The following is a 19,393-nucleotide window of genomic DNA, read 5'->3' on the forward strand; positions in this document are numbered from 1 at the left end:
GGTTCACCACCGATTAGCCGGCAAATGTGTAGGCTGTCTTCACCGTTGTGTAGAACTCCGCGGCATAGCGGCCCTGTTCGCGCGGGCCGTAGGTCGAGCCCTTGCGGCCGCCGAACGGGACATGGAAATCGACACCGGCGGTCGGCAGGTTGACCATCACCATGCCGGCTTCCGAATTGCGCCGGAAATGCGTGGCATGCTTGAGGCTGGAGGTGCAGATTCCGGACGTCAGGCCGAAGGGCGTATCATTGGCCACGGCAAGCGCCTCGTCATAATCCTTGACGCGGATGACGTTGGCGACCGGCCCGAAGATTTCCTCGCGCGAAATGCGCATGGCATTGGTGCTCTCGGTGAAAAGCGCCGGCCTGAGATAAAAGCCGGGCGTTTCACGGTCGAGCCGCTCGCCACCGAAAGCAAGGTTGGCGCCTTCCTGGCTGCCGATGGCGATATAGTCTTCGTCCTGCTTCAGCTGGCTCGCATCGACGACGGGGCCGATCTGGGTCTTTGCATCGAGCGCATCGCCGATGACGAGTTTGTCCAGGCGCTCCTTGAGCGCCGCCACGAAGCGGTCGTGAATGCCTTCGGTCACCACCAGGCGCGACGAGGCCGTGCAGCGCTGGCCCGTCGAGAAATAGGCGCCGTTGATCGCGCAATCGACAGCGATGGCGAGATCGGCGTCATCGAGCACGACGAGCGGGTTCTTGCCGCCCATTTCGAGCTGGAATTTGCGCATATGTTCGACACTGGCTGCGGCGACGCGTTTGCCGGTGCCGACCGAGCCGGTGAAGGTGATGGCGTTGAGGTCGGGGCTGTCGAGCATGGCCTGGCCGACCCCAGAACCCTTGCCCATCACCAGGTTGAGCACGCCTTTCGGCAGGCCGGCGCGGTGCAGGATGTCGACAATGGTCCAGGCGCTTTCGGGGACGAGTTCGGCCGGCTTGAAGACGATGGTGTTGCCGTGGGCGAGTGCCGGCGCGATCTTCCAGGCGGGAATGGCGATCGGGAAATTCCACGGCGTGATGATGCCGACGACGCCGACGGCTTCGCGGGTGATCTCGACGCCGACGCCGGGCCGCACGCTGGGCACCAGTTCGCCGGACAGGCGCAGCGTCTCGCCGGCGAAGAAATCGAAGATCTGGGCGGCGCGGATGGTTTCGCCAATGCCCTCGGCCAACGTCTTGCCTTCTTCGCGTGATAGCGCGCGGCCGATCTCGTCCTTGCGCGCCATAATCTCGTCCGAGGCCTTTTTCAGCACGCTGTGACGGGCGAGCGGCGCCGAGCGTGACCAGGCCGGGAAAGCGGCCTTGGCCGCTGCAATCGCCTGCTTTGCCTCTTCGGCGCCGGCCGAGGCATATTCGCCAACGAGATCGCCGGTATCGGACGGGTTGATGTTGCGCGAGCCGGCTTCGCCGACCCACTCGCCATCGATCAGATTCTTGCGGAACAGGGTCATGTCGCGGTTTCCTTGTAATTGTTCACTGCCGGTGCGGTATGCCGGAATCATTTATCAGACAAATGACGACACTGTGAGACCAAAGGTTAGCTGCAGACTGGATAGCCGATGGGGCGCGCCTGCGAAAGCTGCGGCCTCAATATGGACGATATGAAGCAGTCCTTGGTCAGGTCGGAAACGTCCAGAACAGGCAGGCCAGTGTCGCCGCGGCGAAGATGACGAAGAACAGGCTTCTCAGCAGGATGTTGCGCCGCAGCTCGTTCATGGTGAAATGGCAGCCGACGATTGCCGCGGCGAACAGAAAGCGCCAGTTCAGGAGCGCCCACAGCACGCTGCTCTGGCCAAAGGCCCAGCGGGCGACGAGACAGCCGACAATGGTGGCGAACAAGGCTATCACCGCCCAGAACAGCGCATCCGCCGCATGGGTCAAGACGATGCCGGCGGCTCGAATGGGCAGGATCATCATCAGCATGGCGGCAAAGAAATAGACGGCGGCGAGCGGCAGGAACGAGCCGGCATCGGCAATGCCGTCCAGCCGCCGCACCCCGATCGCGCCATAGGGATAGCCGTGCCTGGCGACCGCCAGGCAGAGCGCCATGAGCAATGCGGTGAACACTGCGACCAATGCGAATGTGGAGAGAGCCTTGCTCATGCCATTCCTTGCGTTGAGGCCCGATCGGGGCCGAATCACGAGGAACGATTTTAGCGCACGGACCTGGATTGCGCGTCAGCTTTGCTGAGCGGTCCGCTCTTCACCGATCGCTGTTTTCGAAGGCGCCCATGCCTTGCGCGATCAGATTGGTTGCCATGACCAGCGAAACGATAGCCCCGGAGTTGAAGATCACCACCCACCATTTGCCGCCGGTCAGGAAGCCGTAGCCGTCGGCGACGGCCAGCCCCCAATCGGCGGAAGGCGGCTGGATGCCTAGGCCAAGAAAGCTCAACGTCGCGATCGAAAAGAAGGCGTAGCCGAGCCTTGTGACCAGTTCGATGAGGATGGTTTCCCGGACATTGGGCAGAATCTCCAGGAACATGATGGCAAGGGAACTCTCGCCGCCGAGCCGAGCGGCGCTGACATAGTCGCGTTCGCGCTGTTCGCGCACGGCGGCGCGAACCGTCCTTGCCACTAGCGGCGCATAGGCGATGCCGACCACCAGGATGACGGTCAGGTTGGACGGTCCGAGCGCGACCAGCGTCATGGTGACGAGAACGATGAAGGGAAAGGCCATCAGCGTGTCGAGCAGCCTTGCGCCGATGGCATCGACCAGCCCGTCGAAATAGCCGAGCACGAGGCCAAGCACGCTGCCGGCGGCAACGCCGAGCAGGGTTGCTGCCGGCGCGACCAGCAGGATGTCGCGCGAACCGACGACGATACGCGACAGCACGTCACGGCCGAGCTGGTCGGTGCCGAGCCAGTGCGCGGCGTCGGGCGGCGCCAACATGACGAGGAAATCTTCGGCATAGGGGTCGTAGGGCACGAACAGGTGGCCGAACACCGCGCAGCCGACCCAGAACAGCAGGATCAGCGACCCGACGATGACCGAGGGCGGCAGTTGCAAAGCAGCCTCGCGGATCCGGCTCGCTGCCCGCCAGCCCAGCGCGCCGCGGCGCGGCAATTCCATCGGTTCCATCACGACGACACACGGCGGCGCTGCCGCGGATCGAGCAAGGCGTTGACGAGATCGCCCGCAGCGGCCGACAGCACGAAGATCGTCGCCATGACCAGGACGCCGGCTTCGAGCATCGGGAAGTCGCGCGACTTGGCGGCGTTAAGCACAAGATTGCCGAGGCCCTGTATGCCGAACAGCGCTTCGATGACCACCAGTCCGCCAAGCATGTAACCGGTCTGGGTCGCCAGCACGGCAATGGTCGGCGTCAGTGCATTGCGCAGCACATGCCGGAGGAGGATTTCGCGCCGCTCAAGCCCCTTCAGGACGGCGGTGCGCGTGTAGTCGGCGGCCAGCGCCTCGATCACGCCGGCCCGGGTCATCCGGGCGATATAGCCGGCGAGATTCAGCACCAGCGGCAGCGCCGGCAGGATCAGATAGTAGAAGCTGACCCACAGCCCGGCGCCGTCGGGTGCGGCTCCGGTGATCGGGAACCAGTTCAGCCACAGGCCGAACACGATGAGCAGCAGCAGGCCGGAGACGAAGTCCGGGACGATGCCGAAGGACACGCCGGCGAGCACGATCAGCCGGTCGATGAAGCGACCCTGGTTGAGCCCGGCAATGATGCCGGCGCCAATGCCGAGCGGCAGCAGAAAGACGAGGATAACGCCGGCCAGGGCTGCCGAGCGCTTGAGGCTTTCCAGCACGAACGGCGCCACCGGCAGGCGCAGCGACAACGAGGTGCCGAAATCGCCAGACAGCGCATTGCTGAACCAATGCCAATACTGGACGAGAACCGGCTGGTCGGCGCCCAGTTGCTTGTTGAGTGCCGCCACAGCCTCGGCGTCGGCGAACGGCCCGAGCATGAGGCGGCCGACATCGCCGGGCAGAACTTGCCCGGCGAAGAACACCAGCATGCTGACGAGCCACAGCGTGAGCAGAAGCGTGGCCGCCCGCACCGACAAAGTGCGGCCGGTCAGCATCGGGTTACGGCTCCCGGCCTGGCTGGACGGCTGGCGATCATGCCTGAGCGAAGGTGACGCGATCGAGCAGCAGATGCGAGATCGCCGTGAAGCGGACACCCTCCACCTTCGACGAGACGATACGGCTGTATTGCGAGAAGTAGCTGATGATCAGCGGCGTCTCGTCGAGCAGCAAGGTCTGGATCTTGCCGGCGGCCAGGCGTTGCGCCTGAAGGTCGCGGGCCTTGCCGTATTCGAGCAGCAACCCATCATAGGCCGGGTTGTTGAAATGCGCCGCGTTCCAGGCGCCCGAGCTCTTCAGCGTCGCGTTGAGGAAGATGTCGGGCGTGCCGCGATGACCGAAATCGGTGATGCCGAGATTGGAATCGAGCCATGGCGAGCTGCCGAACTTCGCCGAGCCGTAATAGGCGTCCTGCGGCAGGACGTTCAGCTTGATGTCGATGCCGGCCTTCTTAGCGAAGTTCTGGATCAGCACCGCATAGTCGGGAATGTCATAGGCGCGTTCGGTGGTCAGCGTCACCGGGAAGCCGTTCGGCGCGCCGGCCTCGCCGAGCAGGCGCTTGGCCTCGGCGATGTCCTGCTTGCGTTGCGGCACAGACGGATCGGCCGAGGGGAAGATCGGCGCAAACGGGGTGTCGTTGCCGACAATGGCGCGGCCCTTCAGCAGGCCCTTGACCACCGCCTCGCGGTCGATGGTGAGCGCCAGCGCGCGGCGAATGCGCTTGTCGGTGAACGGCGCCTGATCGGTCCGCAGGTGCACCTCGTCATGCGAGCTCGCCTGCACGCTCAAGAGCTTGAAGTTGGGATTGCCCTCGATCGCCAGTTCCAGGCGCGTCGTGCTCGGGATGACGTCGAGCTGACCGGCCTGCAGCGCCAGCACCTGCGCCTGCTCGTCGTCGAAGAACTTGATCTCGACGCGGTCGGGCAGCGCCTTGTCGCCCCAATAATCGGGATTGCGCACGAAGCTAGCGCCCTGCTTCGGGCGGAAGGATTCGAGCTTGAACGGGCCGGTGCCGTTGAAGGTCTTCTCGAAGTCGCCGGCATAGTCGGCCGGCAGGATGACGGCATTATAGACGTCGGACGAGACGTAGAAGGGGAAGTTGCTGTTCGGACCGTCGAGATCGAAGGCGATGGTTTCATCGTCGACGACCTTGGCGCCGCCCTTGGACAGGATGCCCTTGTAGGCCGACAAAGCGGATGAACCGCTGGCCGGATCGACCAGGCGCTCGAAGCTCGCCACCACGTCCTTGGCGGTGACCGTGCGGCCATCGTGGAATTTCACGCCCGGCCGCAATTTGAAGGTCCAGCGGCTGGCGGTCTCGTCGGCCTCCCAGGACAAAGCGAGCTTGGGCTGCAGCCCGTCCTTGGGATCGTCGAGGATGAGATATTCGCCGACCTGGCTGATGACGCCGATGCTGGCCGGATCGGTTATCGAGACGGGATCGATGGCCTTGGTCGGCTGACCCAGGCCGACGCGGACCGTGCCGCCAGCGCCGGCGGCGCGCGCCGAGCCAAAACCAACCAGACCCTGCGAAGCGGCAAAGCCGGTGAGGCCGATCAGGGCGGCGTATTTCAGAAGGTCGCGGCGCTTGAGGAAGCCGGCCTGGTGCTCGTCGACGGCGACATTCCAGATGTCTCCGGACAGATTGCGAAGCGTATCGATATCGTTGCGTTTGGTCATTTTGAAACCCCTGTCTGAATGACTGTTGAAAGGATCTTGTTTCACGCAATTCCGGACGGAAAACCGCTCACACTTTTCCTGGAATTGCTTAAGCGACGGGTTCGCCGTCGAGATGGATGCGGTCGACGGCTTGCGGGTAGAAGGCGATGAGGCCCTTGATCTTGGCGACTTCATCGATGGGATCGCGGTAGCTCCAGGCGATATCGGGGCTCACCGAGCCGTCGGCGCGCCGGCCGGACCAGTAGGAGGCGATTCCCTTGTAGGGACAGCGCGTCGTGCTGTCCGAGGCGACCAGCCGGTCCAGCCTGACATCGTCGGGATGAAGGTAGAAACGCGTCGGCAGATGGGTCTCGAACAGAAGCACGGGGCGATGGCTGTCGGCGATCAGTTCGCCGTCGAACCAGATCTGGACATGACTTGAACTCTGCAGAACATCGATGCGCGCATAGGGGTCCCGCGCGTGGACGAAGACCTCTTCCTCCTCTTCGAACCATTGGTCGACCGCCTTCCAGGTGAAGGCGATGCGGCCGGCCAGCGGGGACAGGTTTTCATCCGGCGGGGAGACAAACGACCATGCGGCGTTGGGCGAGGCATTTTCTCCCGTCTCCAGGCCCCAATAGGTGGTCTCGCCACCGACCGGATGCGGCTCACGATACTCGGACGGTTTCAGCAGTGAGCGGTCCACCGACGAGGCCGGGAAGAAATAGATCGGCAGGAAATGGTTGGAGCGCAGCACCAGCACATTGCGGCTGTCGGCGATGGTGCGGCCGGCGAATTTCGCCCGGATGCGCTTGGGGCTGTGCAGGACATTGATAAGCTGCGGAGCCGTGGCTTCGCGGGGCTGCAGTTTGGGCGCTGCTGTCATGTCGGTTGCTCCTGGTCAGGATACGGCGCGCGCATTGTCGCGCTGTTCGGCAAAGCGGTTGGCCGGCCGTGCCAGGCCAAAGCGGTCGCGCAACGTTCCCGGCGCATATTCGGTGGGGAACACGCCGCGGCGCTGCAGCTCGGGCACGACCTGTTCGGCAAAATTCACCCAGTCCTCCGGCAGCAGCGGGAACATCAGGTTGAACCCGTCGGCAGCACCTGCCTCGAACCAGTCCTGCAACTGGTCGGCGATCTGGTTAGGCGTGCCGACGACGGTCGGCACCGAACCGCTGTTGGCGAGCTTGCGGGCGATCTCGCGCAGAGTGAGGTTCTGCTTCGACCATTCCCTGACGCGGTTCAGCGAAGTGCGGCCGCCATTGAAGGTGCTCTCGTCCGGCAGCGGCGGCAGCGGGCCGTCCGGCGGGAAGACCGAGAGATCGACGCCGCTCCAGCTGGACAGGAGATCGATGCCGACTCGGTCGGGCAGCAGGCTCTGCAGATACTCCTGCCGCTCGCGTCCTTCCGCTTCGGAGGTGGCGACGATCGGCAGGATTCCCGGCAGGATCTTGAAGCTCTCGGGCTTGCGGCCATAGCGGGCGAGGCGTTCGTTGATGTCCTGCCGATATTTGATGCCGTCTTCCTTGCTGCTGTAGATGGCGAAATGCGCGTCGGCGTGAGCAGTCGCGAAATTCTTGCCGTCCTCGGACGAGCCGGCTTGGACGATCAGCGGGTGACCTTGCGGCGGACGTGAGACGTTGAGCGGCCCCCGAACCTTGAAATGCTTGCCCTTGTGGTCGATCGGATGGACCTTGTCTGGGTCGGCGAAATAGCCCGTTGCCTTGTCGATGAGCAGCGCCTCATCTTCCCAGCTGTCCCAAAGCGCCTTGACGATATCGAGGAATTCGGTGGCGCGTTCATAGCGGAAGGCATGCTCGATGTTGCCGTCGCGGCCGAAATTGCGGGCCTCCTCGTCCATGGCCGACGTCACGACGTTCCATGACGCCCTGCCCTTGCTGATATGGTCGAGCGAGGCGAACATGCGCGCGACATTATAGGGCTCGCTGTAGGAGCTCGATGCCGTGGTGATCAGGCCGATATGTTTGGTCACGCCGGCGAGCGCCGATAGCAGCGTCAGCGGCTCGAGACGGGCATTGGCATAGTGCGCGACGCCGCTTTGCACTGAATCCCAGATCGCGACATGGTCGGCGACGAAGATGGTATCGATCCGGGCGCGCTCGGCCGCCTGCACGAGATCGCGGTAGAATTCGAAGTCCAGCACCTCTCGGCCTGGCGCGCGCGGATGGCGCCATGACATGCGGTGATCGCCCTGCGGATTGAAGAAAAATGCGCTGAGGATCATGTGGTCCAGTGCCATGCCGGTCTCCTTCCAGAATTGCTCCAGCGGACCGTCGGGATGCCTCGAGCGGCTGCGACAATCTCTCCAGAGCGATGAAAGGTAGATTGCGCTCAAACGTTATTCGAGTAATTTTATAGAGATTATATGTTGCGTAAGCGAAAGCGATTGCCCCCGAAGGCCGCGCCGGAAGAAAGTGGTTTCAAAAGTCATGTCGTCATCGGTTCTGAAGGTCGAGCAGCTCACCGTCGCCTATGACGGGCGCCGGGGATCGCATCCGGCCGTCAATGGCGTCTCGCTTACGATTGGCGAAGGCGAAGCACTCGGCCTTGTCGGCGAGTCCGGATCGGGAAAGAGCTCGGTGGCACTCGCTATTCTGCGCTATCTGCCGCGCAATGCCCGCATCGCTGCGTCCGCGCTCGAATTCCAGGGCCGCGAGATCCGTGATCTCTCCGGCGAACAGCTGCGTCGGCTGCGAGGCGATCGCATCGCGGCCGTCTACCAGCATCCGGGCGCGGCGCTCAACCCGGCCATGACCATCGGCCGGCAGATCACCGAGACGATCATGCGGCACCGCCCGGTTCGTCAGGACGAGGCCCGGGCGCGCGCCACCGAACTGCTCGGCCGCGTCAGGGTGAGCAATCCGGAACGGGTGCTCGATCTCTACCCGCATGAACTCTCTGGCGGCATGCAGCAGCGCGCCAACATCGCCATTGCGATTGCGCTCGACCCGTCGCTGCTGGTGCTCGACGAACCGACGACGGCGCTCGACGCCAGCGTCCAGTCCGAGGTCATCGCCATCCTGCAGGATTTGCGGCGCGACCACAAAACCAGCGTTCTCCTGATCGGCCACGACATCAACATGGTGCGCCGCGCCTGCGACCGGGTGGCCGTCATGCAGTCGGGAACGGTGGTTGAAAGCGGCATCGCGAACGATGTCTTCGAGAACCCTGTTCACGCCTACACCAAGGCGCTGATCGCCTCGATCCCGGCGCTCAACTTCACCAAGCACGACGGCAGGCTGGCCGAGACGCACACAGCCGGCCCGTCGGCTCGTCTGCCTGTCCACAGTGATCAGCCGGAAGCCGCGCGTCCGGTCGCCGTCGCCTGCAAAGGCATCAGCCATGCTTTCGGCGCCCAGGCCGTGCTGCACGATATCGACCTAGACATAGGCCAGGGCGAGACGTTCGGGCTGATCGGCGAATCCGGCTCAGGCAAGTCGACACTGGCAAGGATCGTCACCGGCCTGCAGGTGCCGGACGCCGGATCGGTCGAGCTGTTTGGCCGCCCTGTCGCGCCGCGCGTCGAGAAAAGAAGCCTGAGTCAACGGCGCGACGTGCAGATGGTCTTCCAGTCGCCCGACCGCACGCTCAATCCGCGCCAGCGGATCGGCAGGATTCTGGGCCGTCCGCTGCGGCGATTGGCTGGCCTCGGTCGCGGTGACGTGAAGCAGCGTGTCGGCGACCTTCTGGCCTCGGTTCGCCTTGCCGCCGCCACGGTCGATCAGAAGCCGCGATCCCTGTCCGGCGGCCAGCGGCAACGGGCAGCCATTGCGCGTGCCTTCGCTGGCGTGCCGAAGCTCGTCGTGCTGGACGAGCCGACCTCGGCGCTCGACGTTTCCGTGCAGGCGACCGTGCTCAATCTGCTCAACGACCTGCAGCGCGACAAGGACACGACCTATCTGTTCATCAGCCATGACCTCAGGGTGGTGCGCTACATGGCCGACAGGATCGGCGTGTTGTATCGCGGCCGCTTGGTTGAGATTGGCTCATCCGAGCAGATTTTCCGCGGCTCCAACCATCCCTATACGAAACTGCTTTTGGCAGCCTCCTCGGACGAGACGGCGCCGAAAGCTCCGGCTCAGCTTGATCTCGCGGCGCAGGACACCGAGACCTCAGGATGCTCCTTCGCCAGCCGCTGTCCTGTGGCCCTGCCCGACTGCCGAAAGGCGCAACCACCCGTCAGGCAGGCCGGCGACGGTCATCTGATCGCCTGCTGGAGAGACACCAGCAATCGCTGATTGCGAAGCGGGCCAGGTCAACTGACAAACCTGCCTTCGAAGTGAAGTCCCCCAGCCGATGCGGCCGGAGGACAGGCGGGGGAGGCCTGATCCGTTGGCGACCTTGCCGCAGGTCGTCAACGCGTCTTCCGGCGTGCAGACTTCAGTGCCGGTCTTGATGAGCGGTTCGCTCGTGCCGTCCTTGCTCAGCTTGTCCAGCGCCATGATGGTCTCGAAGCCCATGTCACAGGGCGCTGGCCGATATTGTTGTGGCTGAGGCCGTCGACGATCAGCGGCAAATTTGTAAGTTTTTAGTGCAAATCGTCCTTTGAAACGTGGGTCCATTCGGCTCGGAGTGATAAAAATTTAGTTGCATCGGCCCCACTTTGGTTCTTTCAAACCGGCATGAAAGTCAATTAGTATGCCTATCAAACAAATCGTGGATGGAGAACGTGCTGGTGTCGACCGATATTCGGCCGAATGAAACGCGGGCCCTTGCGGCGCTGTTTCGTGCCGGCGCGTTGAGCCGGGCAGCGCTCGCACGCGACCTCGGCCTGACCCGCTCGACCACCGGCGCCCTGGTGCTTAGCCTGACCGAAGCCGGTCTGGCGCGTGAGCGGTCGGACGGAACGGATGATGAGCAGGACGGCGAGGGCCGGGTCGGCCGCCCCGGTATCCTGGTCGAGATCGAAGGCGATGGCGGCTTCTTCCTCGGCGCCTATATCGGCGTGAACTGGATCGCCACTGTCGCTGTCGATCTTGCCGGCAGACTGCGTGCCAGCGCCTCTAAGGCATTTGCCGGACCGGGCAGCATGCCTGAAGCTGCGGTCGCCATCATCGGGGAGCTCGTCGCCGAGATCCGGTCGCAATTGCCTAAGGGCACGCGTCATTACGGGCTCAATGTCGCTGTGCCCGGCTTCCCCGCCGCCGACGGCGTTTCGTATCATGCCACCATCCTTGGCTGGCACGGGGTCAATCTCGCCGAGCTTTTGGGCAATGCCTTTGGCGACGAGTTTCCGATTCTCCTGGAAAACGATGCCAATGCCGTCGCGGTGGCTGAGACATACGGCACGCAGCCGGGAAGGGACGGCGAGGATGCTCTGGTCATCCTGATCGAGAACGGCGTTGGGGGTGGCATCATCAATACCGGCAGGCTGCATCGCGGCCGGCTCGGCGGCGCGGGCGAAATCGGACATCTGCGCATCGGCGACGAGGGTTTTGTCTATGACGCGAAGCGCCCGGGCCGGCTGGAATCCTATGTCGGCAAGGATGCTTTGCTGGCTCGCTACTTCCACATAAGCGGACGGCGCGCGGGTGTGGACGAGTTTGTCGCGGCACTCGCCGGCGGCGATACGGCAGCCGTCGCCACCGCGCGCGACTGGGCGATCTGGTTCGGCCGTGGGCTGGCGATGCTGACCTGCACCTTGCAGCCGGAGCGCATCATCCTCTCCGGCTCGGTCAATGCCGTCTATCCCTTTGTCGCCGAACAGGTGGAAGCGTTCCTGTCGGACTTCCTGGCCGAAGGTTATCCCGCTCCCACGGTGGAACTGTCGCGCGTCGGCGCCGACGGCCCGGCCCTGGGCGCTGCCTGCCTGCTGCACCAGGCAGCCTTGTCGGGCGATCCGCAATTTCAACTTCGCGGCCTTGCCGCGCGCTAATCAGGAGAGATTCCATGCCCCGCAAAGACGAAAAGCGGCTGCGTGTCGGCGTGCTCGGCTGCGGCCCGATTGCGCAGGCGGCGCATTTCGAATCCTGCGCCAAGGCGCGCAACGCCGACCTCTATGCCATCTGCGATGTCGCCGACGATCTGCGCGACAGGATGGCCGCGACTTACGCGCCTGAAAAATCCTATGCCGACTATGGCCAGATGCTTGCCGATCCCGACCTCGATGCCGTCATCATCGCGACATCGGACACGTTTCACGTGAAGGCTGCGGAACTGGCGCTCGATGCCGGCAAGCACGTGCTGTGCGAAAAGCCGCTGGGTATTTCGGTCGAGGAGGTTGAAGGGCTGAGAGCCGCGATCGACAAGAGCGGCAAGGTGCTGCAGGTCGGCCATATGAAGCGCTTCGATCCCGGCATCCAGGCGGCAAAGGCCTTCGTCGACGACGAGATGGGCGAGCGGCTGGCGTTCAAGGGCTGGTATTGCGACAGCACCCACCGCTACCCCATGACCGATGCGGTGCAGCCGCTCATCATCACCAGCGCCAAGGCGCGCAAGCCTTCCGTCAATCCCAAGGCGGATTTGCGCCAGTACTATATGCTGGCGCATGGCAGCCACCTCCTCGACACAGCGCGCCATCTGCACGGGCCGATCGAGGCGGTCGAAGCCCGGCTCACCGAGCGCTACGGCGCCTATTGCTGGTTCGTCACCACCATCTTCGCCGACGGTTCGATCGGTCATCTCGACCTGACTGTCGCCGTGCGCATGGACTGGCATGAAGGGTTCCAGATCTACGGCCAGAACGGCAGCGTTCTCGCGAAGACCTATAACCCCTGGTACTACAAGAGCAGCGAGGTCGACATCTTTCGCGAGGCCGATGGCAGCTGGCATCGTACACTTGGCGCCGACGGTCACTTCTATCGCCGCCAGCTCGAAGGCTTTGCCGATGTGGTGCTGAACGGCGCGCCCATGGTCGGCGCCGGCATAGACGACGGCATCGCATCCGTCAGGGGCATGGCGGCCATCGCGCGCTCCGCCGCTGCCGGCGGCCGCGCCGTCAGCCTCGCCGATGTCGACGGGGTCGTCTGATGCAGCTTGGTATCTTCGCAAAGACCTTCGCTGCCAGCGGCGCCTTGCCGGTGCTGCGCGCGGTCGCGGATGCCGGCTACGCCGCGGCGCAGTTCAACATGGCGTGCCTTGGCCTGCCGTCCATGCCGGACAGCATCGAGCCCGATGCGGCCCGATCCATTACGGTGGCAAGCGAGCAAACAGGGGTTTCTATCGCGGCGGTGTCCGGAACCTACAACATGATCCATCCCGATCGCTCGGTTCGCGTCCAGGGGCTTGCCCGGCTCGAAGTGCTGGCCGCGTCATGCGCCGATATGGGCACGCGTCTGATCACACTCTGCACCGGCACCAGGGATGCGCAGGATCAATGGCGCTGGCATCCCGACAATGCCAGCGAGGCCGCCTGGAGCGATCTTCGCACGGAGATGGAAGCGGCGGTCGCAATCGCCGAACGCTTCGACATCGAGCTTGGCATCGAGCCGGAACTGGCCAATGTCGTTTCCAGCGCACAAGCCGCGCGCCGCCTGCTCGACGAAATGAACAGCAAGCGCCTGCGCATCGTTCTTGATCCGGCAAATCTGTTCGAAGTGGCCGATGCAGCAGAGCGTCGTCGCCTGATCGACGAGGCTGTCGATCTGCTGGCCGCCGAGATCGGCATGGCTCATGCCAAGGACCGCCATGCCGATGGCAGTTTTGCCGCCGCAGGGATGGGCGTCGTCGACTTCCCGCATTTCATCGGCCGCCTGAAAGCCGCCGGCTTTGGGGGCTCCCTGATCACGCATGGACTGACCGAGGCCGAGGCGCCTGACGTCCGCGCCTTTTTGCGCAGCGTGCTGGAAGCGAGCGACAGAGCGTGAAGACCTTTAGCCGCGACGGCGCCGATCTTGCCTACCGGGACGTCGGCACCGGCCTTCCCGTCATCTTCCAGCATGGGCTGGGCGGCGACGACGCGCAGGTCGCCGACGTGTTTCCCGATCTGCCGCAGACACGGCGCGTGACGCTCGAATGCCGGGGCCAGGGCGGATCCGGCTACGGGCCGGCCGAGCAGCTTTCGATCGCGACGTTTGCCAAGGACGTTGAAGCGCTGGCCGACGATCTCGGCATAGGCCCGGCCGTCGTCGGCGGCATCTCGATGGGAGCTGCGCTGGCGTTGCGTCTGGCAGTGCACCGGCCGGCCCGGGTGCGTGCGCTGGTGCTGGCCCGACCTGCCTGGGTGGCGCAGGCTGCGCCGCCCAATATGAAGCCCTATGCGGTGGTTGGCGATCTCCTCATGCGCCATTCGCCCGAAGACGCTAGGCGCCTGTTCGATGAAAGCCCTGTATCGGCTGAATTGGCTAGGCTGGCGCCGGACAATCTCAACAGCCTGCAAGGCTTCTTCAATCGCCCGGACCCGGTTCTGTTCGGCAGACTGCTGGTGGCGATCGCGGGCGATGGCCCCGGTGTGAGCGAGGGCGATATTCGCGCTATCGCTGTGCCGACCCTGGTCATCGGCCATGACCATGACCTCGTCCATCGACTGGCCGACGCGCGGGCGCTGGCAGGGCTCATTCCGTCGGCCCGGCTTTGCACCATCACCGCAAAGTCGCAGGATCGCGCCGCATACCGACGCGAATTCCGCGCCTGTCTTTCGGAATTTCTGGAAACGCTCGCATGACCGATCAAACGACGGATGACGCAATCGCCGTGGTCGAGATCGGCGGAACGTCGGTCAAAGTTGGCTTCGCCGACCATGGCATCCCGGTGGATTTTGCCCGCACCTACCCCACCGCGCAACTGCGCCAGGGCGCGCCGGTTGCGGGATTGGCCGATGCCGTCGCCGCTGCCTGCCGCGATGCCGGACTCACACCCCGGCGCGTCGTCGCGACCGTGCCTGGATTCATCGACCGGGATTTCGACACGGTGCTGCACACGGCCAACATTCCCGAGCTTAACGGCATCCGGCTAGGCACGGAACTGGCCTCTAAGCTAGGCATCCCGGTCCGCCTCGAGCGCGATGTCGTGCTGCAATTGCTGGGCGAAAGCGTCGCCGGTGCGGTGAAGCGGCAAAGGGAGGTGCTGGCGGTCTATCTCGGCACCGGCATCGGTGCGGCCTATCTTGGCAAGGAAGGCATCTTCAGGGGTGGCGGCTGGGCGCTTGAAATCGGCCATATGCCGATCTACCGGCCCGACGAGAGCGGGCTGCCAAACCGGGTCGAGACCTATGCCTCGGGGGCAACGCTCGTCGACCTCGCGACGGACTACGATATCCCGGTGGCCGAGCTGTTTTCGGCGACCGGGCAGCCGCCGTCGCTGCGCGAATGGCTCGACGAGATCGTCTGGCAGCAGGCGGTGACCATCGCAACAGCGGCCGCCTTGTTTTCCCCGCAGACGATCCTGATCGGCGGCGGCATTGTCGATATGAAGGCCTACCCCCGCCATACGCTCAAGCAGCACATCGCCGACAGCCTGCCGCATTCGCTTGTTGTCCAGCCCCTGGACATACGCTGGGCGGCCCTGGGCTGGCAGGCGGCTATTCACGGGGCGGTGCTGCTCGGCGCGGTGTGATCGCCGAGTGCCTAGAGCGGTTCAGCGTTTCACGGAATCGCTGACCCGCTCTAACTTTTTGTTTTTGCGCAATCCCGGACGGAAAATCGCTACACACTTTTCCTGGAATTGCTCTAGCAGTGGATTACTTGATTGTCTTCCCGTCCGCCGCAAACCGGTAGGTCTTGCCCGGCTCGGGCGTTGCATAAAGCGTCGCGCCCGGCTCCGCGTCATAGACGCCGAAGATGCGCACGGTGATCAGCCCGGCCTTCTCGCAGTCGAGATAGAGATTGGTGTCGGCGCCGAGATGCTCGGCGTGCACCACCGTTCCCTTCCAGGCGCCGGACTTGGCATCGACCTTCAGATGCTCTGGCCGCACACCGATTGTCTTGGCCGTTTCGCCAAGACGCGCGCCATCGATGAAGTTCATCTTCGGCGAGCCGATGAAGCCGGCGACAAACTCGTTTGCCGGCGAATTGTAGAGTTCCATCGGTCCGCCGATCTGCTCGATCTTACCCGCATTGAGCACGACGATCTTGTCGGCCAGCGTCATCGCCTCGACCTGGTCGTGGGTGACGTAGATCATCGTCGCCTTCAGCCGGCGATGCAATTGCGCGATCTCCAGCCGCGTGTTGACACGCAGCGCGGCATCGAGGTTCGACAAGGGCTCGTCGAAGAGGAACAGTTTCGGTTCGCGCACCACGGCGCGACCGATGGCGACGCGCTGGCGCTGGCCGCCCGAAAGTTCCGCCGGCCGCCTTTCGAGATAGGGTTCCAGCGACAGCATCGAGGAAGCGATGCCGATGCGGCGGTCGATCTCGGCGGCCGGCGTGCCGGCCTGCTTGAGGCCGAGGCCCATATTGTTCTTCACCGTCAGATGCGGGTAGAGCGCATAGGTCTGGAACACCATGGCGATGCCGCGTTTCGCGGGTGGCGTGGCCGAAACATCGGCGCCGTCGATCACCACGCGACCCGAAGTCGAATCCTCGAGCCCGGCAATGACCCGGAGCAAGGTCGACTTGCCGCAGCCCGACGGGCCGACGAAGACGACGAATTCGCCGTCATTCACTTCGAGGTTGATGCCCTTCAGCACCTCGACCGGCCCGAAGGCCTTCTTCACATTCTCGATTACCAGCGAGCCCACGGCTTCGTCCTTGTTCTAGAGTTTGACGGCGGCGCCGCTGCGCACGCTCTCATCGGCGGCAAGGCAGACGGCGAGCGATTTCACCGCATCGTCCATATGCCTGGTGAGGTCGATGTCTTCCCGGATCGCCTTCAGCACAAAGGCCTGTTCGAGGTCGCATAGATCCTGGTGGCCAGGTTCGCCCTCCATCGACAGCATCTCGTCCGGCCTGGCGAACCTGCCGTCGGCGCCAGTCGCCGCACTGTGCAGGCGGATGGTCGAAGTCTTGGTGTGGGTGTCGATGTCGTCGGACTTGACGCCCTCCTTCATGACGATCGACACGCAGCCATTGGGCGAGATCACGTCCTTCACGAAGAAGGCGGTTTCGGAAATCATCGGTCCCCAGGCGGCCTCGTACCAGCCGACCGAACCGTCATCGAACAGCACCTGCAAATGGCCGTAATTGTACATGGTCGGCGCGATCTCTTCGGTCAGCCGCAGTCCCATGCCGCGCACCTCGACCGGCCTCGCATCTGTGATCTGCAGCATCACGTCGAGATAGTGCACGCCGCAATCGACGATCGGCGACGTCGTCTGCATCAACTGCTTGTGCGTCTGCCAGGTCGGGCCTGAGGACTGCTGGTTGAGGTTCATGCGGAACACGTAAGGGCCGCCCAGCTTGCGTGCCTCGGCGATCAGCCGGACCCAGGACGGGTGATGGCGCAGGATGTAGCCGATCACCAGCTTCTTGCCGTTGGCCTTGGCTGCTGCAACGACGCGCCTGGCGTCGGCAACCGTCGTTGCCAGCGGCTTTTCGACAAAGACATGGCAGCCGGCCTCGAACGCCTTCACCGCATAGTCGGCATGGCTGTCGGAATAGGTGGCTATGCAGGCGACATCGGGCTTTTCGTCACGCAATGCGTCGTCGAAGGAGCGTCGAATTTCGTGGCCGGCAAGGCCGCCCGGCAGCACCACGTCGGAGCGGTTGATGAGTGCCGCGATCTCGAAGCCCGGATTGGTGTGATAGGCCAGCGCATGGCTGCGGCCCATATTGCCGAGCCCGGCGACAACAACGCGAAGGGGTTTTTCTAAACTCACTTGACGGCTCCGGAAGTAATGCCGCGGATCAGCTGCCGCGAGAAGATGACGTAGAGGATCAGTACCGGCATGATCGCCAGCGAGAGTGCTGCCAGGATGGCGTTCCAGTTGGTGACGAACTGGCCGAGGAAGAGCTGCGCGCCGAGCGTCACCGTCTTGGTCTCTTCCGACGGCGCCAGGATCAGCGGGAACCATAGATCGTTCCAGATCGGGATCATGGTGAAGACGGCGACCGTCGCCATCGATGGCCGCACCAGCGGCAGCACCAGCCGGAAGAAGATGGTGTATTCCGACAGGCCGTCGATGCGGCCGGCATTCTTCAGATCGTCGGACACCTGCTTCATGAATTCCGACAGGATGAAGACGGCCAGCGGCAGGCCTTGTGCGGTGTAGACTAGGATCAGCGCGGTCAGCGTGTTGACCAGTCCGCTTGCCACCATCAATTGCAGGATGGCGACGGTGCCGAGCCGGATCGGGATCATGATGCCGAGCGCGAGATAAAGCCCCATCAGCGTGTTGCCGCGAAAGCGATATTCCGACAGCGCGAACGCCGCCATGGCGCCGAACAGAAGCACGAAGAACAGCGAGGCGACGGTGACGACAAGACTGTTCTGGAAATAGTGGATGAAGTCGCCCTGGCCGATCACGGTGTTGTAGCCGATCAGGTCGAACGTTTTTGGCGTCGGCGGCGTCAGCGGCTCGCTGAAGATGCCGGCGCGGGATTTGAACGAATTCATGATGACCAGGATCACCGGGAACAGCGCGATCACTGTGTAGGTCAGCAAGATCGCGTGGGCGCCGATGGTGCGGGGCAGCGAACGGGTTGCGGTGCTCATCTCTCGCTCCTCAGAATTGGTAGCGACGCAGGCGCGTCTGGACGAGGAACAGGTAGACGCAGACGCCGCCGAGGATGATCAGGAACATCATCGTGGCGATCGCAGCACCCATGTTGGGATCGCCGACCTGCAGCTGGAAGCCGAAGAAGGCGCGGTAGAGGAAGGTTCCGAGAATGTCGGTCGAATAGTTCGGCCCGGCGAGCGCGCCTTGCGCGGTGTAGATCAGGTCGAAGGCATTGAAATTTCCGACGAAGGTGAGGATCGAGATGATGCCGATCGACGGCAGGATCAGCGGCAGCTTGATCTTCCAGAACTGCGACATGCCGGTGATGCCGTCGCACTCCGCTGCCTCGATCACCTCTTCGGGGATCGACAAAAGGGCCGCATAGATCAGCATCATCGGAATGCCGACGAACTGCCACACCGAAATCAGGCTGAGCGCGGTCAGGGCATATTGTTCCTTGCCGAGCCATGGCGTGAAGAAGCTTTTCAGGCCGACCAGGTCCATCAGATGCGGAGCCACGCCCCACAACGGCGAAAGGATCAGCTTCCAGGCGAAGCCGACGATGACAAAGGACAGGATGGTCGGCACGAAGATCGCCGTGCGGTAGAAGGCGGCGAACCTCAGCCTGGGGCTGGACAGCAAGGCCGCCAGCATGACGCCGATCGGGTTCTGCACCAGCATGTGGATGATGAAGAACCAGACATTGTTCCTCAGCGCATTCCAGAAATTCACCGACCAGTTGGAATCGCCGAACAAGGTGCGGAAATTATCGAAGCCGACGAAGACCTGGTGCTGCTCGATGTTGCGGAACAGCGACAGCTGCAGCGTGCCGGCCAGCGGCAGGATCATGATCGCCGTATAGACCAGCAGCGCCGGCGCCAGGAAGATGCCGATATGCCAGCGGAATGGTCGTTTCGGTCGTGTTTCTGCGGCCATGAGTGCGGTCCCCGCGGTCTCTCGGTTCCAAAGGGTGTCGATGCCAGATGTTGCCTCGATGCACGGCCCCGGTGTCCTTGCCCGGCATGGGCAGGACGAAGGCCTGCGACTGGTCAGCCAGCCTTTCCCCACAAGACAAAAGGGTAAGGCCGAGAGGCAGCGCCGACAATCGCAATCTGTAATGTAAAGGCCGGCCGGGCA

17 protein-coding genes are annotated in these 19,393 nt (G+C 63.6%); 6 read left to right on the forward strand and 11 right to left on the reverse strand.

All coding sequences use genetic code 11. The annotated features are described in order from the left end of the window. Positions 1-13: 13 nt before the first annotated feature. The 7 genes from ACWTU9_RS02070 to ACWTU9_RS02100 form a co-directional block, all read right to left on the reverse strand. A complete protein-coding gene (locus ACWTU9_RS02070; protein WP_455856867.1) occupies positions 14-1,453 on the reverse strand; it encodes an aldehyde dehydrogenase family protein in 1,440 nt (479 codons plus the stop codon). A 166-nt stretch (positions 1,454-1,619) separates the two neighbouring features. Continuing rightward, positions 1,620-2,105, reverse strand: a complete 486-nt coding sequence (locus tag ACWTU9_RS02075) for a hypothetical protein (protein WP_454575877.1) — start codon at positions 2,103-2,105, stop codon at positions 1,620-1,622. Positions 2,106-2,205: 100 nt separating this feature from the next. Next, on the reverse strand, positions 2,206-3,075 hold the full coding sequence (locus tag ACWTU9_RS02080; protein ID WP_455856868.1) for an ABC transporter permease: 870 nt from the start codon (positions 3,073-3,075) through the stop codon (positions 2,206-2,208). 8 nt (positions 3,076-3,083) lie between these two features. Then, positions 3,084-4,043 carry an ABC transporter permease gene (locus ACWTU9_RS02085; protein WP_455856869.1) on the reverse strand — a complete coding sequence of 320 codons (960 nt, stop codon included), beginning with the start codon at positions 4,041-4,043 and terminating at the stop codon, positions 3,084-3,086. 37 nt (positions 4,044-4,080) lie between these two features. Further along, positions 4,081-5,724, reverse strand: a complete 1,644-nt coding sequence (locus ACWTU9_RS02090; RefSeq protein WP_455856870.1) for an ABC transporter substrate-binding protein — start codon at positions 5,722-5,724, stop codon at positions 4,081-4,083. An 88-nt stretch (positions 5,725-5,812) separates the two neighbouring features. Beyond that, positions 5,813-6,589: a DUF427 domain-containing protein gene (locus ACWTU9_RS02095; protein WP_455856871.1), complete on the reverse strand. Its 777-nt coding sequence runs from the start codon at positions 6,587-6,589 to the stop codon at positions 5,813-5,815. Positions 6,590-6,604: 15 nt separating this feature from the next. After that, positions 6,605-7,963: an LLM class flavin-dependent oxidoreductase gene (locus ACWTU9_RS02100; protein ID WP_455856872.1), complete on the reverse strand. Its 1,359-nt coding sequence runs from the start codon at positions 7,961-7,963 to the stop codon at positions 6,605-6,607. A 190-nt stretch (positions 7,964-8,153) separates the two neighbouring features. Between ACWTU9_RS02100 and ACWTU9_RS02105 the strand changes: the two genes are divergently transcribed. The 6 genes from ACWTU9_RS02105 (at position 8,154) to ACWTU9_RS02130 (ending at position 15,216) form a co-directional block, all read left to right on the forward strand. Continuing rightward, positions 8,154-9,962: a dipeptide ABC transporter ATP-binding protein gene (locus ACWTU9_RS02105; protein WP_455856873.1), complete on the forward strand. Its 1,809-nt coding sequence runs from the start codon at positions 8,154-8,156 to the stop codon at positions 9,960-9,962. Positions 9,963-10,399: 437 nt separating this feature from the next. Next, positions 10,400-11,599 carry an ROK family transcriptional regulator gene (locus tag ACWTU9_RS02110; protein WP_455856874.1) on the forward strand — a complete coding sequence of 400 codons (1,200 nt, stop codon included), beginning with the start codon at positions 10,400-10,402 and terminating at the stop codon, positions 11,597-11,599. Positions 11,600-11,613: 14 nt separating this feature from the next. Beyond that, positions 11,614-12,693: a Gfo/Idh/MocA family protein gene (locus tag ACWTU9_RS02115; protein ID WP_455856875.1), complete on the forward strand. Its 1,080-nt coding sequence runs from the start codon at positions 11,614-11,616 to the stop codon at positions 12,691-12,693. After that, positions 12,693-13,529 carry a sugar phosphate isomerase/epimerase family protein gene (locus ACWTU9_RS02120; RefSeq protein ID WP_455856876.1) on the forward strand — a complete coding sequence of 279 codons (837 nt, stop codon included), beginning with the start codon at positions 12,693-12,695 and terminating at the stop codon, positions 13,527-13,529. Before ACWTU9_RS02115 ends, ACWTU9_RS02120 begins: the two co-directional genes overlap by 1 nt. Then, a complete protein-coding gene (locus tag ACWTU9_RS02125; RefSeq protein WP_455856877.1) occupies positions 13,526-14,326 on the forward strand; it encodes an alpha/beta fold hydrolase in 801 nt (266 codons plus the stop codon). The genes ACWTU9_RS02120 and ACWTU9_RS02125 overlap by 4 nt, the downstream gene beginning before the upstream one ends. Next, positions 14,323-15,216 (forward strand): ROK family protein, encoded by an 894-nt coding sequence (locus ACWTU9_RS02130; protein ID WP_455856878.1) that lies wholly within the window; start codon positions 14,323-14,325, stop codon positions 15,214-15,216. The genes ACWTU9_RS02125 and ACWTU9_RS02130 overlap by 4 nt, the downstream gene beginning before the upstream one ends. Before the next feature lie 124 nt (positions 15,217-15,340). Here the strand turns inward: ACWTU9_RS02130 and ACWTU9_RS02135 are convergent, their stop codons facing one another. Genes ACWTU9_RS02135 through ACWTU9_RS02150 form a run of 4 tightly spaced genes read right to left on the reverse strand, consistent with a single transcriptional unit; the run spans position 15,341 to position 19,192 of the window. After that, a complete protein-coding gene (locus ACWTU9_RS02135) occupies positions 15,341-16,339 on the reverse strand; it encodes an ABC transporter ATP-binding protein (RefSeq protein ID WP_455856879.1) in 999 nt (332 codons plus the stop codon). Positions 16,340-16,354: 15 nt separating this feature from the next. Next, a complete protein-coding gene (locus tag ACWTU9_RS02140) occupies positions 16,355-17,416 on the reverse strand; it encodes a Gfo/Idh/MocA family protein (protein WP_455856880.1) in 1,062 nt (353 codons plus the stop codon). Beyond that, entirely contained in the window at positions 17,413-18,252 is an 840-nt protein-coding gene (locus tag ACWTU9_RS02145) for a carbohydrate ABC transporter permease (protein WP_454575885.1), read from the reverse strand. The genes ACWTU9_RS02140 and ACWTU9_RS02145 overlap by 4 nt, the downstream gene beginning before the upstream one ends. A gap of 10 nt (positions 18,253-18,262) precedes the next feature. Continuing rightward, a complete protein-coding gene (locus ACWTU9_RS02150; protein ID WP_455856881.1) occupies positions 18,263-19,192 on the reverse strand; it encodes a carbohydrate ABC transporter permease in 930 nt (309 codons plus the stop codon). Between the last annotated feature and the right edge of the window lie 201 nt (positions 19,193-19,393).

The organism is Mesorhizobium sp. 128a (assembly GCF_053848025.1).